30 protein-coding genes are annotated in these 24,904 nt (G+C 60.5%); 6 read left to right on the forward strand and 24 right to left on the reverse strand.

Going from position 1 to position 24,904, the window contains the following annotated elements:
* Nucleotides 1-3 precede the first annotated feature (3 nt).
* Both CFB35_RS34385 and CFB35_RS16805 read right to left on the reverse strand, forming a co-directional pair.
* The gene (locus tag CFB35_RS34385; protein ID WP_143328728.1) at nt 4-441 is read right to left on the reverse strand and encodes a hypothetical protein; all 438 of its coding nucleotides are present in this window, start codon (nt 439-441) and stop codon (nt 4-6) included.
* A gap of 73 nt (nt 442-514) precedes the next feature.
* The gene (locus tag CFB35_RS16805) at nt 515-955 is read right to left on the reverse strand and encodes a MerR family transcriptional regulator (protein ID WP_167230535.1); all 441 of its coding nucleotides are present in this window, start codon (nt 953-955) and stop codon (nt 515-517) included.
* A 213-nt stretch (nt 956-1,168) separates the two neighbouring features.
* Here CFB35_RS16805 and CFB35_RS16810 point away from each other — a divergent pair, with 213 nt between their 5' ends.
* A complete protein-coding gene (locus CFB35_RS16810; protein WP_089465252.1) occupies nt 1,169-1,705 on the forward strand; it encodes a hypothetical protein in 537 nt (178 codons plus the stop codon).
* Nucleotides 1,706-1,730: 25 nt separating this feature from the next.
* Nucleotides 1,731-2,705 (forward strand): DUF4238 domain-containing protein, encoded by a 975-nt coding sequence (locus tag CFB35_RS16815; protein ID WP_089465253.1) that lies wholly within the window; start codon nt 1,731-1,733, stop codon nt 2,703-2,705.
* Nucleotides 2,706-2,913: 208 nt separating this feature from the next.
* Here CFB35_RS16815 and CFB35_RS16825 read toward each other — a convergent pair whose 3' ends face one another.
* On the reverse strand, nt 2,914-3,828 hold the full coding sequence (locus tag CFB35_RS16825; RefSeq protein WP_089465255.1) for an integrase domain-containing protein: 915 nt from the start codon (nt 3,826-3,828) through the stop codon (nt 2,914-2,916).
* A 959-nt stretch (nt 3,829-4,787) separates the two neighbouring features.
* Between CFB35_RS16825 and CFB35_RS16830 the strand changes: the two genes are divergently transcribed.
* On the forward strand, nt 4,788-6,110 hold the full coding sequence (locus CFB35_RS16830; RefSeq protein ID WP_089465256.1) for a phospholipase D family protein: 1,323 nt from the start codon (nt 4,788-4,790) through the stop codon (nt 6,108-6,110).
* 35 nt (nt 6,111-6,145) lie between these two features.
* Here CFB35_RS16830 and CFB35_RS16835 read toward each other — a convergent pair whose 3' ends face one another.
* The 17 genes from CFB35_RS16835 to mnmE form a co-directional block, all read right to left on the reverse strand.
* Nucleotides 6,146-6,352: a helix-turn-helix domain-containing protein gene (locus CFB35_RS16835; protein ID WP_089465257.1), complete on the reverse strand. Its 207-nt coding sequence runs from the start codon at nt 6,350-6,352 to the stop codon at nt 6,146-6,148.
* Between the two features lie 255 nt (nt 6,353-6,607).
* A complete protein-coding gene (locus tag CFB35_RS16840; RefSeq protein WP_089465258.1) occupies nt 6,608-6,808 on the reverse strand; it encodes a hypothetical protein in 201 nt (66 codons plus the stop codon).
* A gap of 65 nt (nt 6,809-6,873) precedes the next feature.
* Nucleotides 6,874-7,704: a phosphoadenosine phosphosulfate reductase family protein gene (locus tag CFB35_RS16845; protein WP_256939979.1), complete on the reverse strand. Its 831-nt coding sequence runs from the start codon at nt 7,702-7,704 to the stop codon at nt 6,874-6,876.
* Nucleotides 7,705-7,736: 32 nt separating this feature from the next.
* A complete protein-coding gene (locus tag CFB35_RS16850; RefSeq protein ID WP_143328729.1) occupies nt 7,737-8,762 on the reverse strand; it encodes a tail fiber domain-containing protein in 1,026 nt (341 codons plus the stop codon).
* Nucleotides 8,763-8,778: 16 nt separating this feature from the next.
* Nucleotides 8,779-9,093 carry a hypothetical protein gene (locus CFB35_RS16855; RefSeq protein ID WP_143328730.1) on the reverse strand — a complete coding sequence of 105 codons (315 nt, stop codon included), beginning with the start codon at nt 9,091-9,093 and terminating at the stop codon, nt 8,779-8,781.
* Nucleotides 9,093-9,356, reverse strand: a complete 264-nt coding sequence (locus tag CFB35_RS34390) for a hypothetical protein (RefSeq protein ID WP_143328731.1) — start codon at nt 9,354-9,356, stop codon at nt 9,093-9,095. The genes CFB35_RS16855 and CFB35_RS34390 overlap by 1 nt, the downstream gene beginning before the upstream one ends.
* Nucleotides 9,343-9,756, reverse strand: coding sequence for a DUF5681 domain-containing protein (locus CFB35_RS16860; RefSeq protein ID WP_179231748.1), 414 nt, complete (start codon nt 9,754-9,756; stop codon nt 9,343-9,345). The genes CFB35_RS34390 and CFB35_RS16860 overlap by 14 nt, the downstream gene beginning before the upstream one ends.
* Nucleotides 9,757-9,780: 24 nt before the next feature.
* Nucleotides 9,781-10,032, reverse strand: a complete 252-nt coding sequence (locus CFB35_RS34395) for a hypothetical protein (RefSeq protein ID WP_143328732.1) — start codon at nt 10,030-10,032, stop codon at nt 9,781-9,783.
* Entirely contained in the window at nt 10,029-10,994 is a 966-nt protein-coding gene (locus CFB35_RS16865; RefSeq protein WP_089465261.1) for an AAA family ATPase, read from the reverse strand. The genes CFB35_RS34395 and CFB35_RS16865 overlap by 4 nt, the downstream gene beginning before the upstream one ends.
* Nucleotides 10,994-11,512, reverse strand: coding sequence for a histidine ammonia-lyase (locus tag CFB35_RS16870; protein ID WP_089465262.1), 519 nt, complete (start codon nt 11,510-11,512; stop codon nt 10,994-10,996). The genes CFB35_RS16865 and CFB35_RS16870 overlap by 1 nt, the downstream gene beginning before the upstream one ends.
* Nucleotides 11,509-12,315 (reverse strand): hypothetical protein, encoded by an 807-nt coding sequence (locus CFB35_RS16875; protein WP_089465263.1) that lies wholly within the window; start codon nt 12,313-12,315, stop codon nt 11,509-11,511. The genes CFB35_RS16870 and CFB35_RS16875 overlap by 4 nt, the downstream gene beginning before the upstream one ends.
* Nucleotides 12,316-12,902: 587 nt before the next feature.
* A complete protein-coding gene (locus tag CFB35_RS16885; RefSeq protein WP_089465264.1) occupies nt 12,903-13,604 on the reverse strand; it encodes a hypothetical protein in 702 nt (233 codons plus the stop codon).
* Nucleotides 13,605-13,999: 395 nt separating this feature from the next.
* Complete coding sequence (locus tag CFB35_RS16890; RefSeq protein ID WP_089465311.1) at nt 14,000-14,467, reverse strand: hypothetical protein; 468 nt, start codon at nt 14,465-14,467, stop codon at nt 14,000-14,002.
* Nucleotides 14,468-14,530: 63 nt separating this feature from the next.
* On the reverse strand, nt 14,531-14,932 hold the full coding sequence (locus CFB35_RS16895) for a hypothetical protein (protein ID WP_089465265.1): 402 nt from the start codon (nt 14,930-14,932) through the stop codon (nt 14,531-14,533).
* The gene (locus tag CFB35_RS16900) at nt 14,925-15,185 is read right to left on the reverse strand and encodes a hypothetical protein (RefSeq protein ID WP_143328733.1); all 261 of its coding nucleotides are present in this window, start codon (nt 15,183-15,185) and stop codon (nt 14,925-14,927) included. Before CFB35_RS16900 ends, CFB35_RS16895 begins: the two co-directional genes overlap by 8 nt.
* A gap of 103 nt (nt 15,186-15,288) precedes the next feature.
* Nucleotides 15,289-16,524, reverse strand: coding sequence for a tyrosine-type recombinase/integrase (locus CFB35_RS16905; RefSeq protein WP_089465267.1), 1,236 nt, complete (start codon nt 16,522-16,524; stop codon nt 15,289-15,291).
* 167 nt (nt 16,525-16,691) lie between these two features.
* Nucleotides 16,692-18,086 (reverse strand): tRNA uridine-5-carboxymethylaminomethyl(34) synthesis GTPase MnmE, encoded by a 1,395-nt coding sequence (gene mnmE / locus CFB35_RS16910; RefSeq protein ID WP_059646140.1) that lies wholly within the window; start codon nt 18,084-18,086, stop codon nt 16,692-16,694.
* A 348-nt stretch (nt 18,087-18,434) separates the two neighbouring features.
* Here mnmE and CFB35_RS16915 point away from each other — a divergent pair, with 348 nt between their 5' ends.
* Nucleotides 18,435-18,866 carry a helix-turn-helix domain-containing protein gene (locus tag CFB35_RS16915; protein ID WP_059573580.1) on the forward strand — a complete coding sequence of 144 codons (432 nt, stop codon included), beginning with the start codon at nt 18,435-18,437 and terminating at the stop codon, nt 18,864-18,866.
* A 102-nt stretch (nt 18,867-18,968) separates the two neighbouring features.
* Here the strand turns inward: CFB35_RS16915 and yidC are convergent, their stop codons facing one another.
* The 4 genes from yidC to rpmH form a co-directional block, all read right to left on the reverse strand.
* Entirely contained in the window at nt 18,969-20,630 is a 1,662-nt protein-coding gene (gene yidC, locus CFB35_RS16920; RefSeq protein WP_059573579.1) for a membrane protein insertase YidC, read from the reverse strand.
* 8 nt (nt 20,631-20,638) lie between these two features.
* Nucleotides 20,639-20,905, reverse strand: a complete 267-nt coding sequence (yidD, locus tag CFB35_RS16925; RefSeq protein WP_006750110.1) for a membrane protein insertion efficiency factor YidD — start codon at nt 20,903-20,905, stop codon at nt 20,639-20,641.
* A 75-nt stretch (nt 20,906-20,980) separates the two neighbouring features.
* The gene (rnpA, locus tag CFB35_RS16930; RefSeq protein WP_034208729.1) at nt 20,981-21,442 is read right to left on the reverse strand and encodes a ribonuclease P protein component; all 462 of its coding nucleotides are present in this window, start codon (nt 21,440-21,442) and stop codon (nt 20,981-20,983) included.
* Between the two features lie 15 nt (nt 21,443-21,457).
* Nucleotides 21,458-21,592: a 50S ribosomal protein L34 gene (rpmH, locus tag CFB35_RS16935; RefSeq protein ID WP_004198824.1), complete on the reverse strand. Its 135-nt coding sequence runs from the start codon at nt 21,590-21,592 to the stop codon at nt 21,458-21,460.
* Nucleotides 21,593-22,013: 421 nt separating this feature from the next.
* On the opposite strand from rpmH, the gene dnaA reads away from it, so the two are divergent.
* Both dnaA and dnaN read left to right on the forward strand, forming a co-directional pair.
* Nucleotides 22,014-23,591, forward strand: a complete 1,578-nt coding sequence (gene dnaA / locus CFB35_RS16940; RefSeq protein ID WP_053524377.1) for a chromosomal replication initiator protein DnaA — start codon at nt 22,014-22,016, stop codon at nt 23,589-23,591.
* A gap of 170 nt (nt 23,592-23,761) precedes the next feature.
* Entirely contained in the window at nt 23,762-24,868 is a 1,107-nt protein-coding gene (dnaN, locus tag CFB35_RS16945) for a DNA polymerase III subunit beta (RefSeq protein ID WP_006756934.1), read from the forward strand.
* Nucleotides 24,869-24,904 lie beyond the last annotated feature (36 nt).

A 24,904-nucleotide genomic window follows, 5' to 3' on the forward strand; every position in this document is an offset into this window, starting at 1 on the left:
ATATTATGCGAGTGCTTGAGAAAACGTGGCAAAAAAACGCTTAGCTGAACCAACGCCCGCATTGTCGGCACGATTATGACTTACAAGCCAACGAAGAGAGCCCTGCAGTGAACGCACTGCATCTTCTTTCGATGCTCCCGCAAATGTGTCTTGCATAGCGACAGTGAGCGCATCTTCGATTTCTGCGTGCCATGTCTTTTCTGTGGGCCCGACCGTAAAATTCTCGGTTTGACTGACCATTGTCAAAACGCCCTTCCGATCATCATCAGAAAAGGCGCCGTGTCGGTACATCTCTAAGATACGAAACAAATTCTCCAGAGGAATCCTGGCAGCACTTGATTGAGCTTCGTCCGGATGATCGAAGAATCCGACTGCTAGCGTTGCATATCGCTTCGCGAGCACGCCACTCCTATCGGTTTCATACGCTGAAATAATGCTCATATCTATCCCCTTTCTGGGTGATATGTCGACCAACTAGGCGAAATCTTGAGGATGGCCGACAAAAAAACAGGACTCATGCTGCTGCACGGCGCTGGATCGCTAGCGAAACCTCAGATCTGAGGGAGCCCAACTCGAGAACAAATGCAAACGACAGCTGCCCAGACTCCAGGAGCTCCGCAACACCACCATCTTGGAACAAAAGATTATAGCCGTCCGTCACGACGAAACGCCGAACCAAAAGCTCGGTGGCGCCACCACGAGTTCGAAGACCCTCTAAGTCCCGTCTGAGACGAAGGACGGAGATGCCATTCTCAAGTAAGCGAGCGATCACTCGCAACAACAGCAGGTCGGCAAACTCGTAACGTCGCGCATGTCCACGCGACCTGCGAGCATTTCCTGATGGCTCCACAAGGTGATAGCGCCCCAAATAATTGAGCATATGCATGCTCAACCCCGAAAGATCGGCGGCTTGCTTGGCCGAAAAGGTTTCGACAACGCTATCGGACGTCGCCATGTGCATAACCTGTGGATAAACCTGTGCATAAGCAGGTGGTATCAGAGTTTAGCTCTAAACTCCTAATTTCAAAAGAAAAAGTAGCGCATGGCACAACGCACCGTCCACGCCGGCGAACATTGGAGGCCCTCGTAGCCCTTACACCCAGAGATCACGCTGTCACGAACGAAATATGGCCTACCATTTGCCCTGTCGCCCTTGATGAGTTGCGCCATGAACATCTACTTCGACAACAACACCTTGGCCAACTTGGTCCAAGCTGGCATCGACCCTGTTGCGGCGTTGGCGGACAGCGAGTTCACGCTAGCGGTAACGCCGGACCTCGCCACTGAGTACCAGCAAGGCATCCAGAGCGACAACACAACGGTGGCTGAGAAGGATCTGTGCCGGCGGCTTCTCGCCGCTGCGACTGAGCGCGGCATCTTCGGCTTTGCCGGTCCGGATGGATCAAGCAATGGCTACTCAGGCTTCGATCACGGCTACTGGGCAGATGAAGGCACGGTCCAAACGCTACAGTCGATCAAGGTCACCGAGCGGCCCGGAAAAGCAATCCCGAAGAACCGCACTGACGCATTCCTCGTTGCTCTGGCTGCGGGCGCCATTGTCATTACGAATGATACCGGCAAGCACTTCCGGCTCGCACGGGAAAAAGGCCATCACGTCTACTCGTGGGCGGAACTCGTGGACGTCGGCAACATCCGGTCAACAATTACTCACCGTCTCGGCGTGTTGCTCACGCGATCAACATAATTCTTGCGTAGCTTAAACAATTGACATGCAACAAACAAAGCGCCATCACTTTGTCCCCAAAGCTTACCTCAAGTCTTTCTGCGATACAGACGGAAAGCTACTCATCTATCGAAAAGATGACCCTAGCAAACCGCTGCACGTCAAACCCGACGCCACGCAGTTTCGCCGCTACTACTACTCACAGCCGATTCCAGGTGGCGGCCAAGACAACAACACGCTTGAAGCTCTGTTTTCGGTCATCGAAAGCAGTTGGCCTGAGACGGTGGAGCGACTACATCGACGCGAAGACGTGAACGATCGACTCACCAACATCTTCGAGTTCATGTCACTGCAACGTGTTCGTGTTCCTGCCGCACGAGATCTCGTAGAGGCTACGCTTGCACAGTCGGTCAAAGACACCATGAAGGTTTTGCTGGCCAATGGAACGCTACCCCCACCTCCCCCTGGGTTAGAAAACATCGCCGAACTCGTACAGGTGTCCATCGACCCACATCAGAGCATTCATGCAATGACGGACATGCTCAAGGGAATGGGCAGTCTTTATGATCGGCTAGGATTCGCAGCGATCCATAACACGACCGACCGTCGCTTCCTGACAAGCGACAACCCGGTCTTATGGTTCGATCCCACAGTTCCTTTCACGGAGCAACGACCTTACACCATCGACCCTGATGGCCCAATCGCTCTTCTTTTTCCAATCAGCCCAAAGCTGATCATTGTGGGTTCCACCGAGTACAGAGGGACATTCGTTCAACACGGACTCCTGCATAGTAGTGACGTTGATGGAGCTGCTGTCGACGCAATGAACAGGCAGATCTGTCGATTCGCGTATGAGGCGGTGATCGCAACCGATACCGGTCATGAAGAAATGATCTTGGAGTTCGCAGACGTATCGCCTGTTCTCGAAACTACCACGACAAAGACGGCCAACGGCCTACTGATGCTAGGTCAGCAGTCATTCGGGCGACGCTTGGCGAAACCCAAGTGGAACGCAACGTAATCATTGACTAGGGCGAAACTGCAACGGGTCCCGAAGATACGCATGGATCTCGCTGTTCTTCCACACCGTACACCGCGGAGATAGTTGAATCGGCTGCGGTGCGCGTCCGGCCAAACAGAGCTTCCGCCATGTCTCGCGGCACACGCCCACAAACGGAGCGATTTGGGTCCAGCGCGAGTGGCCGACCTCTGGCAGTGTGTCGACGTGCTTATGCATGCTTCACCTCTGCATCGACCAACGCTTCGCGCCCGTAGACCCGCTTCACCCACGTTCCGCGTCCATCCCCGTGGCCAAGCCACGTTGACACGCCTGCGGCCGCTTCTCGACGCAATACGCCGGCTGCCTTCTGCCGCTCGAGGTGTTCGGTCGCATACGCGTACCGGAGGCTATGCGGTGCACGCTCATCGGTCATACCGACCTTGCGCACGACATAGTGGTAACGCTCCATCGCACGCTTGAGATCCGGCTTGCGCACCAGCTTCCCACCGTATTCGGCGGAAAGTTCGATCGCCCGTTCCACCAACTCAGCGGCGCGCCGCCGATCCAACGGTGGGCTCCGACGCGTCTTGCCTCCCTTCGTCCCGTGGATGATGGTCACGAAGCCATCCCCGATCGAGCTCGACAGCACGCGCCGCCAGTCAGCCAGCGATTTGATGCTCTCTACGGCCTCGCGGGCACGCAGCCCGAACTCGAGCTGCAGCTCGAGCACGACCGCAATGCCTGGATCGATCGCAGCAACAGCAGCACGATATGGTTCCAGCTCGTCGCGCATCATCGGCCGCTTCGTGCCGGCCCGGCTTGTGCCCGATAGTCCGAGCGCCGCATTGCTCATCTTGTCGGCAAACGGCCGGCGACCGATCCCTTCGAGCGCCGTTCGGATGTGCGTCATGTTGTTGACGGCTGTCCGCTTCGAACGCCCGCGAGCCAACATGTCGCCCGACCACGCGATCAGGTGCTTCTCTTTGAGCTGACCGGTCGTGTGGACCTGAAAGCCCATGTCCCACAGAAACCGCGCGAAACGCGCGAGCGACCTCTCCCGACCTTTGGAGGTCGAGTTTGCCTGTTTGCCACGCGCCCCGCGCGCAGCACGGCACAGGTCGGCCGTGAGAGATTTGTGCGACATGCGTACCCCGCATCCATGACGTGAGGCTCGACCCCAGTTGCCTCCCTGTCCGCTGGACGGAGCCGCGAAAACGCAGCTGGGAGACAACAAACGGGGGCACGAGCCTCGGCCTGGTGAGATTGGGAGCGTTCTACGCCAGCTAGCTGACGCAGCCCGGCACGCATGAACCCAATGAGGTTCGACGCGTGGCGGGAAGACGCTTCCCCCGTTTGATCCGTGTTTTGGCTTTGCGACCGATCGGGGGGCGCCAATGCCCCGACCGCGCGAATTGATGCGTGCCGAGCGAGTCGACACGAGATTCCAGACGCTGAGGCCAAGCACGCCGCCAATCGTCACGAGGACGATTGAGACGGACGCAGCAAGGCGCGGCGTTAGCGCTGGGGAGCGTACGTCACGGATTGATTGCCGCGGAAACGGCATACGGGGATTGCACATCGCGCCTTTCGCAGGACGCAAGAGGCGATGGGAGGCCTCGCCTATCGGCGAAGCAGTCACAAGTCCATCAGGAACCGATGGACGGATTTTGGGCGTAGGCCCTACTCAATTCATTCGGTGATCAAGTCACCGTGCTCGCAGCGCGAGCTTTCCAAACAATTGCCGATCAGTTTCGGCGCACTTCAGTCGATGCCTTACCCAGGCGGGGGGTGAAGCAAGATTAGCGACGCCTGCACCGCTTGGCAACAGTTTTTCAGCGGTCCCAGCCTCGCGCTGAAGAATGGTGGTCACGTCTACAGAGTGACGCACGCAACGATTTCGGATGGGCGTCGCTTTACCCGCCGATTCGCAAAGTGACGCCACGGTCGACGACAAGACAGCACGTTGTAGTTTCGACACAAGCGGTAGTAACGTATCGCATCGGTCGCATTGGCCACGGCACACCGGCAGCTCGTCGTCATGACGATCGACGACAGGTCCATCTAGGCCACTACAACAATTCGAGCCATACGGGGTTATTCATCATGAAGTTCATTCACGGCAGCGACATTCAGCGTGGGCTGCGCGAGATTTCGCCAAGTCATATCGCAGTCGCCTATGTCGGCATAGACTGGAAAACCTATGTCGCTCCCGAGAACCTCAAGGACATCGTGCTATCGCCGACGGTCGGTACGAACCCTGCCGCGATCGTCGAGATCGCCGAGGTGGTTGGCTGGGAACAAGTTCATTTCCTCGACAACCTGCACGCCAAGATTTACCTCGGCGAGCGCGGCGCAGCGGTCGGCAGCTTCAACCTGACGGCCAACGGCCTCAGTGCTGAAGGCTTGCAAGAAGTGGGATTCATTGTCGACGATGCGCCGGCGCTGGCCGAATTGCGCGCGCGACTGGACGACTACCGCCAACAGGCCGACATGGCCTATCCGACCACCGTGGCCAAACTCGCACGCCTAGCCGAGCTACGTACAAAGTGGGATCGCGCAATCAAGCAGGGCGTGATTCGCAATGATGCGAAAGTCACGACGTTGGACGCCTACCGGCCTGTGTCCACCGATGAAATCTATGTGTGCTGGGTATCCGGCAAAATCACCTATACCGATCAGATCGTCTCGCACCGGACGGTCAACAGCACAGTGTCGTTTCTCGAATCCGACACGGTCCAACCCGACCGCTGGATTCTCTGTTGGGTACCGCGCGTTGACGGACACCCAGATGAGCGCTGCCGCCCGTACTGGCAACATATCGACGAGGTGATCGAGGGAGGAGCGCATGAGGCGCCCTATACGAAAGCTGCAGTTGAGCGAATTGGTCGAGCCGAGTTACCGCCTCCGTTCGAGCTGACCGACGCCGCAGTACATGCACTGTATGCCGTGCTGAACTCAGGCGAATTTCCAGAATTTCTTTACGATCAAGAAACTTGGTCGGTCGACCGCACGCTACCGCGCCTGCCCGCGTTCCTTCAAGCGCTGGGAAAGGTCGCGCAGCAGGAAGCCGCGACGTCCGAAACGGACGAGACACCCGACACGGAAACCGTCTCACACGATGTCCTAGCCCGCGAGTTCGGTGCTCGCATCCGCGAGGCCATGGACATTTCGATTCAAAGGAAGTACGTAAAGGCGGGGGTAATCGAAGGCCTGATGGCAACGTATGAGCCTGTCACGTTGGCCAAGCGACTCGTGAAGCCAGGCTTCGGTATCAAGGGCGGCCTGAAAAGCCTCGCGAGGTACAACGCGCTGCACCTGTCATTCGAAAGCATTATGCTCGAACCGCGTTTCGCGCCACTGTTCAACAAGAATGACCTCGAGTGCGCGGAGTTCAATCTGCGTGAGGCCAGATCAGCCAACCAATAGGCCTCCATCGGCGTAACACGAAGCACCAAGGAGCATTACGGCGCCTTCGGCGGCTCAATCAGCGTTGCGAGTCGGCGAATCTCGAGCGCCATACCGAGGAAGCGCGGAGTCCACCCTGGAATCGGCGTCGTGCCCTTGATCCACCTGCTCGGCGTATTCTTGTCAACGCCGGCCATCCGGCAAAAGTCCGCTTGCTTCCAGCCAAGCTGATCTAGGGCGGATTGGAATTCGTCAGGTGTCATGGTCTGTCGCGCGCGCGAGAGTGATCTTACGCGCAGAATAGCATGGACTCCCCGAAAGCATACGAATCGCCAGATTTTCTCCACAATTTGACATAACGTCCAATTATCAAATGTCGAAAAGTGAACAACTTTTGTCCGCTTTACGGGAAACGCCCATCCATGGCGGCATGCGGAGAATTGCCCTGCTTGCTCGAAATTTAGGCAGCAACGATGATCGAAGTTATCCACAGGCATGCTACGCGGCTCCGTGCCTCGTCATTTCGCGAATCCATCTACGATCCACGCCACCGCAAAACACGGTGCAGCAATGATTGCCGCCACAAGGACACCGACGACGACTCCAGCTCCGTCGAGGTTCTTGTTCCCCAACATGATCGCCGCCGCCGCAAGGATCACGAGCCATCCGATACCCCGGAGCACCTTTGCTATCCGGCTAATTCCTTCGCTCTTGCTCATGGTTTCCCCCGCTCTTGTATCTCGTGGAGACGATTGCACAGATTCGTACGCACACGAACCGTCATTCAGTCTCCCAAACCCTCTGCACCAACCGGCTCGACTTCGCCCAATGCGACTTTCACGAGGCGGGTGTGCCGCTCCTGCTCACTTTGAATTAGGCGCAGGCGCCGCTCGTACTCTACGGCGACGTCGGGATGGAAGTCGCGCAGATAACGAAGCTTGCCGCCTGCTTCTGCAAGGTGAGCCGTGCAATGAAGGCAGTCGAGCGAGCCCATGCCATAGGCGTATTGCCGCGGCAGTTCAACACCTTGGGCGCGCAGATACGAAAACACATCGTCTTTCGACCATCGGCGCAGCGGGATCAACTGTGTGCCACCATTCTGTGGGTCGACCACCCCGTTGGTTATCGGCGGCCGGTGCGCCTCGGCCTCTCGTTCTCCGCGTATTACCAGATCAGCGCCCAGCTCCCTGATTTTGTTCTGCATCGGAGCCCAGACGTTCGCGGCGCAACACTCGAGCGTCGAGTGCAATTTAAAGCTAGGCGCATTCGGGCTGCAGAGGCGCCCGATAGCCGTCGCGGTCCACGGCACCATATCCGCAGGAAACGTCTGCTCCACTGCGTGGCCGCGAATGTATCCAGGTCCTGGGACTTCCACGAAGTTCGAAACAAGCTCGCGGATGCGTCGCATCTGCTCTACAGTTTCTGGATACGGATCTCCGGAGTTTGCCCATAGAACGGTCACGCGGTTCCACCACGGCCGAAGCAGATACAGGCAAGCAAGCGAGTCCTTCCCGCCTGAGAATTTCAGCACCGGCCGCTGATGCGTGGACATCGCTTCGGCAATTTCACGCTGCGCAGTCTGGCTCAGCGCCGGATCGAAAACATGATCGCTCATTGTGCAACCTCCCGTAGCCATTTCGCTCAACGTCAAAATGCAATCATCGCGGCGCCCCCGAGCATTCCGAGAGTGCCCATCGTCGAGTTCGCGCTCGATACGTCGGCGTTGTGGCCGGCCAGTTGTGCCTGATAGGCATTGTTCATGTATCCCGCGATATCCGCGGGTGCCGCCGCAGCTTGCCCGGTACCGGAATATCCGGGGATCATCTGCGCGATAGTCTGCAGGTTCGAATACGGCGCCTGGCCAATGCCGACTTGCTGACCATACAGACCTGCTTGCTGACCGAGGTTCTGGCCCATCATGCCCAACAGCCCCGACTGCGATTGCAGATTAGCAAGTTGGTTCTGAAGATTCTGCGTACCGATCTGCGATCCGGTGAGAATCGACTGATTCGCCGCATCACTATATGCGCGCTGACGTTGCAGAGCGAAGTTGTTCTGGGCGTTGTTGTACGCCTCGGAGCCTTGCGTCAGCCCCTGGTTTGCGAGTTGCGCATCCAACGACGTTTGTTGTTGGGAAAACTGAGGGTCGAGGTATTGGGTCTGCGCGGCGTACGCGGCATTCTGGCCTTGCTGCTGTGCCTGTTGAGCTGCTTGCGGATTGATCGATGAACCGAGCGCGGAGATTTGCTGGTTGAGACCTTGGTACAGCCCAGCCAAGCCGTTCAGGCCGATCATCGCGTTCTGGTTAATCGAACCGCTCTGCCCGACCTGCCCCAGAAGACCGGTGAGCATGCCCTGAAGCTGGGGACTCGCAGAAATCGTCGTCCCATAAATCGGCGCACCCGTGTTGGGATCCTTGCCAATCTGCGTGGAAGTTTGCGAACCAAATGGATTTGAGTAGTTATTGAGGTTCAGCGCCTTGTTATAGGCGGCAGACTGTTGGTTCGTGAATGTCGTTGCCGCAGCGGTTTGCCACGGATCCGGTGCGGACGGTGCATCGCCGCCTTTTCCGCCGCCCTCGAGTGTTGCCGGCCGAGCTTGCCAAAGCAGTCGCCGGAAGGCGTTGAGCGGCAAGTCCGGGGTATCAGGCGTAAGCAGTGTAGTGGTGCGCATATCGTGCCTCGATCGTTTAATGGAACAGTTTCGGTTCGACGGATTGGCCCAGCTCTTTGGCTTGTTCCCCGGCCTCAGGCGGCCCTATGGAATCGGGATGCTTCGGAAGCCTCGGGAATTCGGTGCCGGCGTAGTCGTGCAACGTCCGTAGATGGATGACGATGTTTTCAACGTCGAAGGCAATTGGCGTATCGCTAGGCAAGTTGTCTCGGACCATGCTCAGCATCCCTAGCACCAAACGGAGCTGCGACGACAGGCGACACATAAACGCGACTTGGCGCTCATCGATTTCAGTCGACGAATCAAGCTCATTGGATGCAGTAGAGGTCATCACTCACCCTCCCATGGCCACGGCTCAGCGCGCTTCACTACGATCAGCTTTCGCGTACCATCCGGATTGATTTCTCGAATCGCGTTCTTCTCAATTTCATCGACGGATTCACCGGGAGGACATGGGTAGAAAACGCCTTCCACAAAGACACCGTGCCCCTCTTCGAACTCGCCAAAATGCCGGAGTACCACGATCAAAGGTTCAGTTACACCGCGCTGCTGCTCCAGGCGTTCAATGCGCGACTTGAGGCTACTGGCTGCCATCTTTCTTGCCCTCCAAGGCTGCAATTCGTTTCTCGAGTTCGTCGGCCTCGATGATCCTCACCTGGGCCGTAATCACCTGCATCACCGCGTTGGCTTCATCCGGCGTAATCCGACCGAGCGCCATCGCGCGCATAACTGCTTCACCCTGTTCTGCGGGCGTGCCCGTCAGCTCAGGCAGGTCGACAGGCGCATCCTTTGCCTTGACCACGGGAATACAGCGGTCAATGCAGATTCGAAGCGCGGTCGTATCGCCAGCCTTGGCAAGCTCGACAGCCTTTTTCACGAGATCCGCAGCGTGCGGCTGCAGCAATTCCCGTAACTCTGTCCGCTTGTCGCGCGCGCCCTTTGGCTTTCCCGCCGGATTGCCGCTCTGCCCTTTTTTGAACTGCCCGTTGCTCATCTCGCTGAAATTCCCCTGAAAAATTCACGGTCGACTTTCGACAGGACCGTCGTCCTCGCCGTACATGGCAATTCGGTCCCGGAAGTGGTGCAGATCAGGGAGCAGGGAGAACGCAGGCTGACGATCAACCACGTACATCGCCTGATCGAGTCGCTCCCCGCTCCATTGCTCACGTTGAGCCAGTCGCACTACAAGCCGCGCAAGCGCTTGTCGGCGCATGTCATTCACGTCGCCGCGTGCAACTGTCTCCAGAAATGCCAAGGGCGATCGGTTCATCGTTTCCACTCCTGCTTCCACATGCCGGAGGTCAGATCGAGGTATCGCAATCCGCCGCCTCTCGAGTCCCGGAACTGCAGGCTGTCTGCATCGAACCAGAGGCGGACGTTTCCCTCCCACGTGTGGTGCCGCTGCTTTGCGCAAATCAGTACGGTGTCGGCTTGGAGTTCGGCTTCTTCGCGCTTCTCGTCGGAAAGTGTCTCTTTGCGGAGCAGCGCCTCCTTGGACTTGTTGCGATGGACGATCAGGACGTTGTCCACCAGATCCGTGATCTCGCCCGCCCCTTTCATGTCGAATTTGTCCGGAACGACGGATTCCCGCTCGCCTTTACGCGCGTGGTGCACCAGATGGATATGCACGCCGGTATCGCGCGCCAGCGAGCAAAGCGCATCAACGAAGTTTTTCTGGCCGGCGTAGTCGTCCGGCGCAATACCGCACTTGAGCAGGCTGTCGATTACGACGTGGTGCACGCCAAGCTCCTTTCGGCAATACCTCGCGACAGCAAGCATGCGCGTTCGCTCGACGGTACCAACGTGGGCGTACAGCCATAGGCGCTCATCGGTCCACCGTCCGAAGCCACGAATGAAATCAGGTGCTGGCGCCGCAGCGGCAGCAGCCTGACGCGTCAAGCGCTCCATGGTCGCGATCGGCCGCATTTCCATCGATGCGATGCATGCACGATCGCCGGTCGACATGGCGTGCAGCATCACCTCGCCAAGGACGGCGGACTTGCCATGACCGTTCACGCCGCCCCAAAGCGTCACCTCGCCCTCGCGGAAGCGGAGCGAATCGCCAACGCTGGCCCAAGGCGATGCAGTGCCAATCACGATGCTCTTCGGGCTATGCACATGCTCGATCAGGTCCTCAATGAATTCGCTGGCGCGGCGCACATCCGCACAACCGTCGTCCGTGTCCTTGACGTAGGCGTTCCAGTCGATCGAATCAGGCAGCATTCGGGCCATCAGGCCACCTCCTTGGAATTCTCATGAGCTTCGGCGACCACCTGCATTGCGAGGTTGCAGGCGTCGTCGTATGGATTCGGAATCGTGTTGCCCAATACATCGAACAGACGTCGAGCAAGTACATGCGAGGCCGGCCAACAAATTGGCGCGATTGCCATGGGGAACCAGTCAAACAGCGCGAAGTCCTGCCCCGGAACGACATGTGCATCGCCACAATGCACGCGTGGACCTTCCCGAAAGGTCAGCACAAGCGTGTTAGGAACCGCAGCGGCGATATCCGCAAGCGTGCGCAGTAAGTCGCCCCACGGCACGCTGGTGGACGCGAACACCTCGACGTCGAGTGCGGTGATCAGCCGCCAGTCGTAACGCTCGCCTGGCGTAGCGCTCAGCGTCACATTCCTCCACGACAGCGAGCCGGCAAGCGTGACCAGCACCGGAAGTTCCGGTCTGTTGCCGCATTTGCGCATAGCGATCAGCTCGACTGAGTTCCGCGGAGAACGTAGGTTTGTGGTCATCATCCGAAAATCCCTTCGGCTTGGTGCCCATTGACGCGTCCGGACGGCTCGCCCAACCACGATGCGTTGAAGCCGCCCCATCCGCGAATCACGCAGGTGCGCACTGCTTCCGCCATCGAGATCCCTGCTTTATCTGCCTCGGCCTTGGCATCGTCGAAAGCCGTTACAGTCGGTGCAAGACGTTTGGTTTTGCGGACAGCAAGCCAGTCCTTGGCGATCTCAGGCGGAACGCCAAAAGACTCGAGATGCGCCTGCGCATCGAAGCGCGGAGCGCGTTGTTTTTGTTTGTTTGAAGACGAAGATGAAGAAGAAGATGAAGAGCCGTCACCTAAGGGGGGCTTTGGTGAAGCTTTGGTGCTATCACCCAAGCCATGCTTTGGTGCTGCCTTCAGTGCGTCATCTCCATCGCTAGGAAAGCGCGACGATTCACCGCGGACCGAACGCACGTGCTCGTCCTTGACCATCCTCGACGAGTACCAGATCGGCCCTTCCTGCTCCGCGATGAGCGTTACGGGATCACCGTCTCGTCGACCGGACCTCGGAACGTAGACGAACGCAGCGCACGTCTGCCCTTTGTCGGCTCCTTTCAGCACGCCCTTGGCGATGATGGATCTGAGTATCGAGAGCGGAGCGCCGATAGCCTGCGCAATTTCCTTGAGCGGCCAGCGCAGGACGCCGTACTCTTCGGAATCGTGCAGGAGGCACATCACGTCGATCCAGACGCCCTTCTCAGCGTGAGTACAGCGCCGCAGATTGCTGTTCGCCTGCCAGTCGCCTGGATAGAACTGAAACGAAGGGCGCGTCATGATTGCCACCCCGTCAGAATGCCGGTCGGCACGCGGTCCAATTCGGCTTCACGGAGGCGCTCAAGGACGCGTTGAACTGCGGCCGGCGTCATGTCGTGGAGATATGCCCAGCACCGGCCGTCATTCCAAACGACCGCTGGCCAAGTCAGGTCCTTGCAGACCATCCACGCTCCGCGCACCACGCCGAAATCGACAGGCGCTCTGCCCGGGCCACCGAAGCGAAACCGAGTGCAATTGGATTTTCCAGCCATGGCAAGCCCCTTACGCCGAGATTGACGGGGCTTGATATGCCGCAGGATCTTTCATCCAGCGGTGGACTTCCTCATTGCTGTAGACGGTGCATCGCTCGGTCCAGCGTTGTGGTTGCGGCGCTCGCCCGGTTTTGACGAGTTTCCGCCACGTCTCCCGGCTGACGGGGATGAAATGCTGGAGTTGGCTCCAACGGGAAAAGCCAACGCACGGGAGTGTTTCGGGGACTTTGGCCGATTCGGCATTTGCACGCATGCTTTGTCGCTCCTAGGCGTCGTTTGCATGCTGTACATTCCACCTCAACCCAAATCTCGTTGAAATTTGCAATTATTCGGAAACTACGTCCTTGATTGCAAACCCGCTCCCTTCGATATTCTGTTCAGTAGATTTCGAACATCCGACTCAACGTAATCTGTCCCATAAATGGCGTTGGCAGCAGTCGCAATCACCGCGTTAAGCACCTCTCCCTCGTAAGCCAGTTTGTTTCGCTCGGCCAGATCTCGGATAAAGCGGATTGCCAAAGCATTCGAGCCTTGTTTAGCCGGCTTAACCTGTTCGACCTGATCGATGCAGCGCCCGATCATATTGGTTATCAGTGCCGATGCGGGCATAAGCTGATCTCCGGCCTCACGGATGCGCGCTCGGTTCGCATCCCCGAAGTCCTCGAACACATAGAGGCCGTTGAACGTTTTGCCATTGAGCTGAACGATATGAAAGTCGAGGTCATAAACGTCGAACAACTTCTCCATTTCGTTCCGGAGACTCCTGAGGCGATCAGCTAAGTCCTTTCGGTCAGCGGTTGACGCAGTTTGATAGCGTGGCGGACTCGAGGCAGCCGTCACTGCCGCCAGGAACGCGGCGACCCACAGTCCGTCGTCGGATTCGGCATTCGCAAGTGCTGAAGAACGCCGCTCGAGAGTCTTCCACATAAGCACAGCGGCCTCATCTCGCATGAGGCTATCGAGAAGATTCACCTTATGCGTATCGCCGATGCAGACAAGCCGCTGTCGCTCCAAAAGGACACCTTTCGGGAAATCCATATCAGCGCCCCCTCGGCGCAACCCTAGGCGGGAGCCGCGCCAACGGAGTAGGGAACTCCGCTTTCGCCCCGTCGAGCTAGGCGCGGCTGTTTGGTCGTGGTGCGCCTACTGGCAAATGCGCTGCCACTGATACTGTCGTGCGTATGGATTCCAAACTTGGCGCGTCTGGCAACTCGAGGTCCCTAAAGGAGGCAACTGCGGTGCCATCAGCGGCTGAACGGCAGGTGGCTCGATTGGGCAGATCGTCGGGGGGCAGATTGGCGGCATCTCCATTGTGCTCGAGCAGATCGGCCGGTTTTGACCGCCAATGCATCGACATTCACACTCAGCACGGACGGTCAGTGCAACCAATCCGAAGAGAAGCGCCACCAGTATTTTACGTAGCATGATGCCCCCTAGCATTGATCATCGTTTGCGGCGTCTTGCACTTGGATTCGTCGCATTTGCCAGCCGCGTATCTGCACTAATGCTCGCGCCCATTGCCCCGGTGAGAGAACGCGCCAACCTGGCTCGGGGCGAGGCCAAAGGCGTTTGACTCGAAACGCAGTGATATCGGACCAGTTGGGATTGACCGGATTTGCGGCCTCCGACGGCGTGTACAGCGCCACATAGGCTGGCACATCGGCAAGCTGCGCCAGATGCTGTATCACTCCGGCTGGCTTCTCCTGTCCTATGTCTCGAGCCACTTCAACCAGAGCCAAGGGGGCCTTGGCACCGTTGTCGTACTCCGTGAACAGCACTGAATCGAGGTCAACCATCGTCAACGATTCGGCTTGAGACGCCTGCAAATATCGGCGAATCGATGGCGCACGATGCCACACACCATATGCGCGATCGCGAACTTCGTATTGTTCGAGCCTCATGAGTGGCTCCTTCGGAATCGCAGCTGCCGTCACGGGCAACCGCAGTGGAAATTGTTCTTGCGCTTAGTCGCCCGGGGCACCGCACAGCCACCCGATGAAATCGCCCACCTTGGTTGGCAAACAACGAGCAAACGCCTCCCGATCAATCGCCGTCGGAATCACTTCGATCATCATCAGATCGTCAATTGGCATGCTCATTGACACCGCATCGCCGTCACAACCTCGAGGAATCGAATGGTCCCCCGCTTCTCGTGCGGCTTCGATATGCGACGCCAGACGCAGGTACTCGCTCATCAAACGGTCGCTGATTCTTTCGAATAGCGCCTGTCGTTCGTACTCCGCGGGCTTGAATCTGGCTAGGTCGACCAATAGCGCATATCTGAAATTACTGTCCTCGTCGTACAGCATCGACATCCCCGGGATACGAGCGGACAGCGCCGAGAAAGTAGCATTGGTGTTAGTCATGGCGCACCTTCGATACCAGGTCGCCCAAGCTCGTCGCCAGTTTGTCCATGTCCGCGCGCAATTCGCGCAGCAAGCATGCCGTGGGCAAACCTTCTTCGGTATCTTCGGGGAGTGCTTCGACCATGAACGCCAGCGTGTTATGGATCTTCCACGCGAATGAAGCTTCGTTGATTAGCGCGTCGTTCACTTGCCTCAGCGCGCGAGCGCTGTCTTCGGCCGATTTCCCAGCCGGGATAAAATCGACACTAGCCATGGTACGGACCTCCTATTTAGGCCGTGTTGTGGTCAGGCAGTCTCGGTGCGCCAACACCTTGACTGCCGCTTCGCCTGATTCCGCCAGGCAGCGGTCATGCATTCTATGCGACCGTGCTGCCAAAGCTGCCGATCACGACCTTCCTCTCTCCATCGACCTGGGCCTCCACGAATTCTGCCCACAGCTGGAGAATCTTCCTCCGTTCATCCGCGTACTCGGCCCGGTTGTACACGCCCTTGATGCCCTTGATCGAGTGCGCCAGCGCCTTTTCGATCGCATCCGATGGCATGCCCATTTCGTGCAGATGTGTCGACGCAGTACGGCGGAAGTCATGCAAGACGAAGTGCTGAACATCGAGACTGAGGGAGCGCACTGCCTGATTAAGCGTGCTTTTCGCAATCGGCTTGTCACCGCGGCCACGCGTCGACGGGAAGACGTGCTCGTGATTTCCGGTCTGCTCGTACAATTCGCGGAGCATCGCAACGGCCTGCGAGGACAGGTAGACCCAATGCTCCTTGTCCTTCTTCATACGGTCGGCAGGAATGCGCCAGATGCCGGTGTCGAGATCGAACTCTGACCAGCGCGCCTCAATCAGCTCGGACTTCCGAACCATCGTCAGGATCAGCAGGTGGATCGCAAGCTTGAGCGCGCGGCGGATATCTGAGGCGTAGACGGCGCGCAGCACCGTCCCAATCTCGTCAGGGGAGAGAACCCGCGTGCGGCTGTCTTGGGTGGCAACGAAGCGCGCGACAACGGCATGAGCAGGATTCGTCGGAGCAAGCTGGCGCGCGATTGCGTATTCGAACAGTCGTTTGATGACGTTCCGGGTCGAGAGCGCCATCTTCGGCGCGCCGCGGGCCTTGATCCGGTCACAGATTGCCAGCACGTCGCCAGGCGTCACGTCCGGCAGCGGCTTGTTGCCGATCGCCGGATAGATGTCCTTCTCGAGCGCGCGCTTGATCGTCCGAGCGTACTCAGGCGACATTCCTGCGATCTGGGTTGTGTACCAATCGTCACCGAACTCGCGAACCGTATCGAAGCGCTTCACGGCGCCGCGATCCTTCTTGGCGTCAGCGATAGGGGAAACGCCTTTGGCGACGATCTCAGCGTATCGGCGGGCCTTCTCGCGCGCCTCCTGCAACGTGACCGCAGGATAGTCCCCGATCGTCACCATCGGCTGTCGTTCGCCGTGCAGTGTGTACCGGTAGCGCCAGACCTTCGAACCCGATGTCATGACCTCCAGCACGAGACCACCACCGTCCGAGATGCGGTAGCGCGCCGCCCTCGGCTTCAGCGCCTTGATGCGGGTGTCATTCAGTGGGACAACGGTTTTCGGCATGGTTGGTACACATCGATTGGGACACAACGTCCTTGTGTACCTAAATGTGTACCATCAAAGGCTGGATGTCAATAGACAACCCTGGGCAACGCTAGGCTACCAATCCTAGAATCCACAATGGTTTCAGAGGGGTGACTAGACGACCTTGGACAACCTTGGGCGACTGGTTATTTTCCGATACAAAACCTGCTGAAAATCACCCCCAGCAGATCATCCGACGTGAACTCCCCGGTAATCGCATTGAGCTGCTCCTGCGCGAGCCGAAGCTCTTCGGCAAACAGGTCGAGCGACTGCGCGCGCTGCTCCGCATGATCTGCCGCCTGCGCGAGATGTTCCTGCGCGGCGCGCAGCGCGATCAGATGCCGCTCGCGCGCGAGATACACGCCCTCGGCCCCCGCCTGCCACCCGGCGATCCGCAGCAGCTCCGCGCGCAGCATGTCGATCCCGTCGCCGCGCTTCGCCGACAGATGCACCTCGGTCAGATCGCCTTCCGCCGCCGGATGCTCGACGCACGCCGGCACGCCGGTCAGATCCGTCTTGTTCAGCACGCGCACCACCGGCACGCCGGCCGGAAACCGCGCCGCGATCGTTTCGTCGTCCGGCGTCATCCCCGTGCGCGAATCGAGCAGATGCAGCACGACGTCCGCACGCTCGATCTCGCTCCACGTGCGCGCAATGCCGATCCGCTCGACCTCGTCCTCCGTCTCGCGCAACCCGGCCGTATCGATGATGTGCAGCGGAATCCCTTCGACCTGGATCGTCTGCGCCACCTTGTCGCGCGTCGTGCCGGCGATCGGTGTGACGATCGCCAGCTCGGCACCCGCCAGCGCATTCAGCAGCGACGACTTGCCGACGTTCGGCTGCCCCGCGAGCACGACCGACAGCCCTTCGCGCAACAGCGCCCCCTGCCGCGCATCGCCGAGCACGTGGGCGAGCTGCGCGCGGATCTTCGCGAGCTTGCCGCGCGCGTCGGCCGCCTCGAGGAAGTCGATTTCCTCCTCCGGAAAATCCAGCGTCGCCTCGACCAGCATCCGCAGCGTGATCACGTCGTCGACGAGCGCATGGATCTGCCGCGAGAACGCGCCGTCGAGCGAACGCCCGGCCGAGCGCGCGGCCGCCTCGGTGCTCGCCTCGATCAGGTCGGCGACGGCTTCGGCCTGCGCGAGATCGAGCTTGTCGTTCAGGAACGCGCGCCGCGTGAACTCGCCCGGCTCCGCGAGCCGCAGCCCGAAGCCGCGCCCCGCGTCCAGGCAGCGCTGCAGCAGCAACTGCATCACGATCGGCCCGCCGTGCCCCTGCAGCTCGAGCACGTATTCGCCCGTGTACGAATGCGGCGCCGGGAAATACAGCGCGATCCCGCGGTCGAGCGGCGCACCATGCGCGTCGAGAAACGGCACGTAGCTCGCATGACGCGGCGCGAGCTTCTGCCCGCACAACGCGTCGATCAGCGGCAATGCGGCCGCCTCGCCGCCGCGCCCGAACGACACGCGGACAACGCCGATGCCGCCCCGGCCGGCGGCGGTGGCAATGGCGACGATCGGATCGGAATCGGTAGCGAGCATGGGAATCGGACGAATCTGGGGAGTCTGGGAAATCGGCGAGTAGCCGGTGCGCCGGCGCAACAGTTCGCGGATCGGAACGCCGGCATTGTAGCGTGTCGGCACCCGCGCCACCGGACGCGGCGCCGAATTCGGACTCGCCCGAATTTATCCCGACGGGGATAAGTCGAGTATCAGTACCCCGTGCTGGCATACTCTTCGTTTCGGACAAGTATGCCTGCTGGCGGGGGCGGACGATTTGCCCCTCAATTCCGCCAATGTGCCCGTACGAGGCCGGGATTCGTCTGAACAGGATACGTTTATCCTATATGGTTGTCTTAGAAACGTCGGCCGAATTGCACAATCTCCCCCATGCCGACACCCGAAGAAAAAGCCGCGTTCTCGGAACGCCTGAAGTTCGCCCTGCGGCGCAGCCCGGAGAAGGTCACCGGCGCGACGGAACTGGCGAACCGATTCAATCTGCGCCATCGCGGAGCCCAGCCCGTTTCGCCGCAAACCGCGCACAAATGGCTGACGGGCCGCACGATTCCGACGCCGGACAAACTCGCGACGCTCGCCGACTGGTTGCGCGTCGAGGTCCACTGGCTGCATTACGGCCCGTCGCCAAGCGTGATCGAACACGCGACGCCGCAACCGCTGCCGCGCGACGAGCACTATCCGCCGACGCCCGAGACGATCGAACTCGCGTCGAAGATCGAAGCGTTGTCGCCGCATCATCGCTACCTCGTGCAGGAGTTGGTCGAGCAGTTCTACGGCGACGTGGGCGAAACGAAGAAGGGCTGAGCCGGGATCGGACCAGAAAAGCAAAAAGCCGCACGGTCATGAACCATGCGGCTTTTTTTGCGCGCATCGCGAGCGGCGGACCGCCCGCGAGTACGACTGGCGTCAGGCCGGCTTCTTCTTCACGCCGCCGAGCTTGCGCGTGATGTAGTACTGCTGCGCGATCGACAGCACGTTGTTCACGACGTAGTACAGCACCAGGCCGGCCGGGAAGAAGAAGAACATCACCGAGAACGCGATCGGCATGAACTTCATCATCTTCGCCTGGACCGGATCCGGCGGCGTCGGGTTCAGGCTCGTCTGCACGAACATCGACACGGCCATCAGCACCGGCAGGATGAAGAACGGATCGCGCTGCGACAGGTCGTGAATCCACAGAATCCACGGCGCGCCGCGCATTTCGACCGACGCGAGCAGCACCCAGTACAGCGAGATGAACACCGGAATCTGGATCACGACCGGCAGGCAGCCGCCGAACGGATTGACCTTCTCGGTCTTGTACAACTCCATCAGCGCGGCGTTCATCTTCTGCGGATCGCTCTTGAAGCGTTCGCGCAGCGCCTGCATGCGCGGCGTGATTTCCTTCATGCGCGCCATCGACTTGTAGCTTGCCGCCGACAGCGGGAAGAACACGGCCTTGATCAGCACCGTCAGCAGCACGATCGCCCAGCCCCAGTTGCCGACATAGCCGTGGATCTTCTCGAGCAGCCAGAACAGCGGCTTCGCGATGATCGTCACCCAGCCGTAATCCTTCACGAGCTCCAGGCCCGGCGCGATGCCTTCGAGCATGCGCTCTTCTTCCGGACCGGCGAACAGGCGCGCCTGCACGTCGGCCGACTGGCCCGGCGCGATCGCGGCGACCGGCTGCTTCACGCCGACGCGGTACAGCGTCGGATCGATCTTTTCAGCGTAGATGTCGCGCTTCGCGCCCTGCTGCGGAATCCAGGCCGACGCGAAGTAGTGCTGCACCATCGCGACCCAGCCGTTGTCGGCGGACTTCTCGAAGTTCGCCTTGTTCTTGTCGAGGTCGCTGAAGTCGATCTTCTGGAAGTGCTTCGCGTCCGTGTAGACCGCCGGCCCGAGGAACGTGTGCGAGAACATCGGCGTTTCGACGGCCGTGTTGTCGCGCACCAGTTCCATGTAGACCGTCGGCGTGACGGGCGCCGTGCCGACGTTGTCGATCTTGGTGTCGACGCCGATCACGTAGCTGCCGCGCGTGAACGTGTAGGTCTTGATCACCTTCACGCCGCCCTTCACCGGCGATTCGAACGACAGCTTCAGCGTGTTCTGGTCGCCCGTCAGCGACGTCGAGCCGGGGTTCAGCTGCGTGTAGACGTCGTTGTGGTTCGGGAAATCGCCGCCGAGCAGGCCCGTACGTGCGAGATACGTGTGGCCGGCCGTGTGGTCGAACAGCGTGATGTACAGGTCGGGCTGCTTGCCGTCGCCCTGCTTCTTCAGCGTCAGCTTCGCGAGCGTGCCGCCGCGCGTGTCGATTTCGCCGTCGTACACGTCGGTCGAGAACTTCACCAGCTGCGCCTGCGCGGCCGGTGCCGTCGTCGACGGTGCGGCGCCGGCCGCGGCGGCAGGCACGTCACCTGCGGTCGTCGTCGCGCCCGTGCCCGATGCGCCGCCGGCGGCGGCCGGGGCCGTCTGCGTGGCGCTCGGGAAGAACATCGACGGGCGTCCATGGTCCCGCTGCCAGTTGTCGTACAGCATGACAGCTGACATGAAGAAGATCACCCATAGGACGGTGCGTTTGATATCCATGCGTTGTCTCAGAGTCGATGGGACCGCGCGTCGGCTTCGCCGCGAGCGCGAGTGTCGGAGTTGGGCGGCGGGACGAGGTCGATGCCGCCCGCGGAAAACGGATGGCATCGGCACACGCGCCTGACGGCGAGATACGTGCCGCGCGCGGCGCCATGATACTGGATTGCCTCGCGCGCGTAATCCGAACAGGAAGGATAAAAACGGCAACGGTTGCCGAGCATCGGGCTCACGGCAACCTTGTAGAAGCGCAGCAAGGCGATCAATACCGTTTCCATACCTTGGGCGGCGCCGTACGACGCCGCGTCAAAACCGGCCGGGCGGGCGCGAACGCCGCACCGGGCACGGATGCGTCACTCGGACGCGGGCTTCGACGCGCGGCGCGCGATTTCCCGGGCTGCCCTGTCGAGCAGCTCGCGGATCTCGGCCGCGCACATCGCCGCGAGCGGGGCGGAAGCCGCGCTCGGCAGCGCTTTCTTGTCGAAGCGCGTGTGCTGCCGCAGCAGCAGGTCGTAACCGGCGAATTCGGCGCGGCGCAGGCGAAACGCATCGCGCGCCAGCCGCTTCACGAGGTTACGGGTAACCGCTCGCGGCGCATACTTCTTGCCGATGACGAGCCCCAGGCGTGCGGGCTGACCGGTCGGCTTGCCGTAAATCACGAAGTGCGCGGAGCGCCGCCAGGGGCGCAAACGAAAAACGGATGAAAATTCATCCGTTTTCAGAAGTCGCGCAGCTTTCGGGAAGGCGGCTTTCGTCTGCGACGGATTCGCACCCGGCTCGACGGCACCTTCCGCAGGACTGCGGACGGCGGACACAGCGCGCAACCTGCCTTAGATGGCGAGGCGCTTGCGGCCCTTCGCGCGGCGAGCGTTGATGACCTTGCGGCCACCTGCCGTCTTCATGCGGACACGGAAGCCATGGGTGCGCTTGCGGCGCGTCACGGACGGTTGGTAAGTACGTTTCATGATGTTCTCACTTGTTCGAGAATGTCGAAATTCAGGGGACCGCGTGCCCTTAACCGGAGGCATTCGGGCGAACGCAATCGCCGGGAATACAGGATTGGTTTTCGCGGAACCCGCTATTTAAACCGTTTTTCCGTTGACGGTCAATACTTTACGCGTCGTTCGCCTGTGCCGGCCCGCCCCGATCCGGCCCCGCGGCCCACAAACACAGCCTGTGGATAAGTCCCGCTGTGGCCGCGTTTGGCGTTAGAATCTCGCCTTATCTCCAAGAATCCCGCACGCCGCTTCGGCTCGCGCCTGCCCCGCCAACACTGTGACGCAGGCGCCCGACGCACGCTCGCACGACCGCTTCGGGCCTTGTTGCGCGACCGCGACAAGGGCGCCGGCGAGCCGCGCTGTGCACGCAAAAAACGACAGTTACTTGATGAACGATTTCTGGCAACACTGTTCCGCACTGCTGGAGCGCGAGCTGACGCCCCAGCAGTACGTGACGTGGATCAAACCCTTGGCCCCGGTGGCCTTCGATGCGTCGGCGAACACGCTGTCCATCGCCGCGCCGAACCGCTTCAAGCTGGACTGGGTCAAGAGCCAGTTTTCGGGCCGGATCAGCGATCTGGCCCGTGAATTCTGGAACACGCCGATCGAAGTCCAGTTCGTCCTCGACCCGAAGGCCGGCATGCGCAGCGCCGCAGCAGGCGCCGCACCGGCCGCGCCGCGTGCGCCGCTGGCGCCGAGCGGCCCCGCCGCGACGGTCGCCGCGATCGCCGCCAACCTGACCGCGAATGCCGCCGCCGCGCCCAGCGCGCCGGCCGACGTGCCGATGACGCCGTCGGCGGCCGCCGCGCACCACCTGAACGCCGACGACGCCGACATCGACCTGCCGAGCCTGCCCGCGCACGAAGCGGCGGCCGGCCGCCGCACGTGGCGTCCGGGCCCGGGCGCCGCGCCCGCGAACGGCGGCGAAGCCGATTCGATGTACGAACGTTCGAAGCTGAACCCGGTGCTCACGTTCGACAACTTCGTGACCGGCAAGGCGAACCAGCTCGCGCGCGCCGCCGCGATCCAGGTCGCGGACAACCCGGGCATCTCGTACAACCCGCTGTTCCTGTACGGCGGCGTCGGCCTCGGCAAGACCCACCTGATCCACGCGATCGGCAACCAGCTGCTGCTCGACAAGGCCGGCGCGCGCATTCGCTACATCCATGCCGAGCAATACGTGTCGGACGTGGTGAAGGCGTACCAGCGCAAGGCGTTCGACGACTTCAAGCGCTACTACCACTCGCTCGACCTGCTGCTGATCGACGATATCCAGTTCTTCTCCGGCAAGTCGCGCACGCAAGAGGAATTCTTCTACGCGTTCGAGGCGCTGGTCGCGAACAAGGCGCAGGTGATCATCACCAGCGATACCTATCCGAAGGAAATCTCGGGCATCGACGATCGCCTGATCTCGCGCTTCGACTCGGGCCTCACCGTCGCGATCGAGCCGCCGGAGCTGGAGATGCGCGTCGCGATCCTGATGCGCAAGGCGCAGTCGGAAGGCGTGAATTTGTCGGAAGACGTCGCGTTCTTCGTCGCGAAGCACCTGCGCTCGAACGTGCGCGAGCTCGAAGGCGCGCTGCGCAAGATCCTCGCGTATTCGAAGTTCCACGGCCGCGAGATCTCGATCGAGCTGACCAAGGAAGCGCTGAAGGACCTGCTGACCGTGCAGAACCGGCAGATTTCGGTCGAAAACATCCAGAAGACCGTCGCCGACTTCTACAACATCAAGGTCGCGGATATGTACTCGAAGAAGCGCCCCGCGAACATCGCGCGGCCGCGGCAGATTGCGATGTACCTCGCGAAGGAACTCACGCAGAAGAGCCTGCCGGAAATCGGCGAGCTGTTCGGCGGGCGCGATCATACGACCGTGCTGCACGCGGTGCGCAAGATCGCCGACGAGCGCAGCAAGGACGCGCAGCTCAACCACGAGCTGCACGTGCTGGAACAGACGCTGAAGGGCTGAGCGCGCGCACCGCGCTTGATAATTCGGCCTCCGCCCCAATTTAAGGGGGGCGGTTCGGTTTTGAGGCACAATACTGGTTTGACCGCCCCGGTGGTGGCGGGCCAAGAGCCCGGCCGGCGGGGCGCTGCGTGGCTGCTGCGCTGCAGGCCGTTACTCAACGAAGGAACTCTATGCAACTGGTCAAGACCGAACGAGACACCCTCCTCAGGCCGCTGCAAACGGTCAGCGGCATCGTCGAACGCCGCCATACGTTGCCGATCCTCGCCAACCTGCTGATCACCAAGAACGGCCCGGACGTTTCATTCCTGTCGACCGACCTGGAGCTGCAGATCACCACGCGCGCCGATTTCGGCGTCGGCGGCGACCAGGTCGCGACCACCGTCGCGGCGCGCAAGCTGCTCGACATCCTGCGCGCGATGCCTGACGGCCAGGTCACGCTGTCGCTCGCCGACAAGCGCCTCACCGTTCAGTCGGGCAAGAGCCGTTTCGCACTGCAGACGCTGGCGGCCGACGAGTTCCCGACCGTCGCGCAGGCCAAGGATTTCGGCGCCACGCTCACCGTCCCGCAGAAGTCGTTCCGCCAGTTGCTCGGCATGGTGCACTTCGCGATGGCGCAGCAGGACATCCGCTACTACCTGAACGGCATGCTGCTCGTCGTCGACGGCGACCAGCTGATGGCCGTGGCCACCGACGGCCACCGCCTCGCGTTCTCGTCGATGAAGCTCGAAGGCGGCACGTTCGGCCGCCAGGAAGTCATCGTGCCGCGCAAGACGATTCTCGAACTGCAGCGCCTGCTCGAAGACATCGACGACACCGTCACCATCGACATCGCGCAAACCCAGGCCAAGTTCACGTTCGGCCAGGTCGAGCTCGTGTCGAAACTCGTCGAGGGCAAGTTCCCCGACTTCCAGCGCGTGATCCCGAAGGCGCACAAGAACACGTTCGAGATCGGCCGTGAAGAACTGCAGCGTTCGCTGCAGCGCGCGGCCATCCTGACCTCGGACAAGTTCAAGGGCGTGCGCTGCATCATCGCGCCGGGCCAGCTGAAGATCATGTCGACCAACGCCGATCAGGAAGAGGCGCAGGAAGAACTCGAAATCGCCTACCAGGGCGATACCGTCGACATCGGCTTCAACGTCACGTATCTGCTCGACGTGCTCGCGAACCTGAAGGTCGACACCGTGCAGGTGAGCCTCGGCGACGCCAGCTCGAGCGCGCTGATCACCGTGCCCGAGAACGACGAGTTCAAGTATGTCGTGATGCCGATGCGCATCTGACGCGCTCGACATCGCGACACACACCAGGGGGCGGCA

It is taken from the genome of Burkholderia sp. AU16482 (genome assembly GCF_002223285.1).
In the GTDB taxonomy this organism is placed as follows: Bacteria; Pseudomonadota; Gammaproteobacteria; order Burkholderiales; family Burkholderiaceae; genus Burkholderia; species Burkholderia semiarida.

What these genes read in the sequence shown, in the direction of transcription:
- CFB35_RS34385 (WP_143328728.1), bottom strand. Translation starts at nt 441, where the DNA reads ATGAGCATTATTTCAGCGTATGAAACCGATAGGAGTGGCGTGCTCGCG.
- CFB35_RS16805 (WP_167230535.1), bottom strand. Translation starts at nt 955, where the DNA reads ATGGCGACGTCCGATAGCGTTGTCGAAACCTTTTCGGCCAAGCAAGCC.
- CFB35_RS16810 (WP_089465252.1), top strand. Translation starts at nt 1,169, where the DNA reads ATGAACATCTACTTCGACAACAACACCTTGGCCAACTTGGTCCAAGCT.
- CFB35_RS16815 (WP_089465253.1), top strand. Translation starts at nt 1,731, where the DNA reads ATGCAACAAACAAAGCGCCATCACTTTGTCCCCAAAGCTTACCTCAAG.
- CFB35_RS16825 (WP_089465255.1), bottom strand. Translation starts at nt 3,828, where the DNA reads ATGTCGCACAAATCTCTCACGGCCGACCTGTGCCGTGCTGCGCGCGGG.
- CFB35_RS16830 (WP_089465256.1), top strand. Translation starts at nt 4,788, where the DNA reads ATGAAGTTCATTCACGGCAGCGACATTCAGCGTGGGCTGCGCGAGATT.
- CFB35_RS16835 (WP_089465257.1), bottom strand. Translation starts at nt 6,352, where the DNA reads ATGACACCTGACGAATTCCAATCCGCCCTAGATCAGCTTGGCTGGAAG.
- CFB35_RS16840 (WP_089465258.1), bottom strand. Translation starts at nt 6,808, where the DNA reads ATGAGCAAGAGCGAAGGAATTAGCCGGATAGCAAAGGTGCTCCGGGGT.
- CFB35_RS16845 (WP_256939979.1), bottom strand. Translation starts at nt 7,704, where the DNA reads ATGAGCGATCATGTTTTCGATCCGGCGCTGAGCCAGACTGCGCAGCGT.
- CFB35_RS16850 (WP_143328729.1), bottom strand. Translation starts at nt 8,762, where the DNA reads ATGCGCACCACTACACTGCTTACGCCTGATACCCCGGACTTGCCGCTC.
- CFB35_RS16855 (WP_143328730.1), bottom strand. Translation starts at nt 9,093, where the DNA reads ATGACCTCTACTGCATCCAATGAGCTTGATTCGTCGACTGAAATCGAT.
- CFB35_RS34390 (WP_143328731.1), bottom strand. Translation starts at nt 9,356, where the DNA reads ATGGCAGCCAGTAGCCTCAAGTCGCGCATTGAACGCCTGGAGCAGCAG.
- CFB35_RS16860 (WP_179231748.1), bottom strand. Translation starts at nt 9,756, where the DNA reads ATGAGCAACGGGCAGTTCAAAAAAGGGCAGAGCGGCAATCCGGCGGGA.
- CFB35_RS34395 (WP_143328732.1), bottom strand. Translation starts at nt 10,032, where the DNA reads ATGAACCGATCGCCCTTGGCATTTCTGGAGACAGTTGCACGCGGCGAC.
- CFB35_RS16865 (WP_089465261.1), bottom strand. Translation starts at nt 10,994, where the DNA reads ATGGCCCGAATGCTGCCTGATTCGATCGACTGGAACGCCTACGTCAAG.
- CFB35_RS16870 (WP_089465262.1), bottom strand. Translation starts at nt 11,512, where the DNA reads ATGATGACCACAAACCTACGTTCTCCGCGGAACTCAGTCGAGCTGATC.
- CFB35_RS16875 (WP_089465263.1), bottom strand. Translation starts at nt 12,315, where the DNA reads ATGACGCGCCCTTCGTTTCAGTTCTATCCAGGCGACTGGCAGGCGAAC.
- CFB35_RS16885 (WP_089465264.1), bottom strand. Translation starts at nt 13,604, where the DNA reads ATGGATTTCCCGAAAGGTGTCCTTTTGGAGCGACAGCGGCTTGTCTGC.
- CFB35_RS16890 (WP_089465311.1), bottom strand. Translation starts at nt 14,467, where the DNA reads ATGAGGCTCGAACAATACGAAGTTCGCGATCGCGCATATGGTGTGTGG.
- CFB35_RS16895 (WP_089465265.1), bottom strand. Translation starts at nt 14,932, where the DNA reads ATGACTAACACCAATGCTACTTTCTCGGCGCTGTCCGCTCGTATCCCG.
- CFB35_RS16900 (WP_143328733.1), bottom strand. Translation starts at nt 15,185, where the DNA reads ATGGCTAGTGTCGATTTTATCCCGGCTGGGAAATCGGCCGAAGACAGC.
- CFB35_RS16905 (WP_089465267.1), bottom strand. Translation starts at nt 16,524, where the DNA reads ATGCCGAAAACCGTTGTCCCACTGAATGACACCCGCATCAAGGCGCTG.
- mnmE (WP_059646140.1), bottom strand. Translation starts at nt 18,086, where the DNA reads ATGCTCGCTACCGATTCCGATCCGATCGTCGCCATTGCCACCGCCGCC.
- CFB35_RS16915 (WP_059573580.1), top strand. Translation starts at nt 18,435, where the DNA reads ATGCCGACACCCGAAGAAAAAGCCGCGTTCTCGGAACGCCTGAAGTTC.
- yidC (WP_059573579.1), bottom strand. Translation starts at nt 20,630, where the DNA reads ATGGATATCAAACGCACCGTCCTATGGGTGATCTTCTTCATGTCAGCT.
- yidD (WP_006750110.1), bottom strand. Translation starts at nt 20,905, where the DNA reads ATGGAAACGGTATTGATCGCCTTGCTGCGCTTCTACAAGGTTGCCGTG.
- rpmH (WP_004198824.1), bottom strand. Translation starts at nt 21,592, where the DNA reads ATGAAACGTACTTACCAACCGTCCGTGACGCGCCGCAAGCGCACCCAT.
- dnaA (WP_053524377.1), top strand. Translation starts at nt 22,014, where the DNA reads ATGAACGATTTCTGGCAACACTGTTCCGCACTGCTGGAGCGCGAGCTG.
- dnaN (WP_006756934.1), top strand. Translation starts at nt 23,762, where the DNA reads ATGCAACTGGTCAAGACCGAACGAGACACCCTCCTCAGGCCGCTGCAA.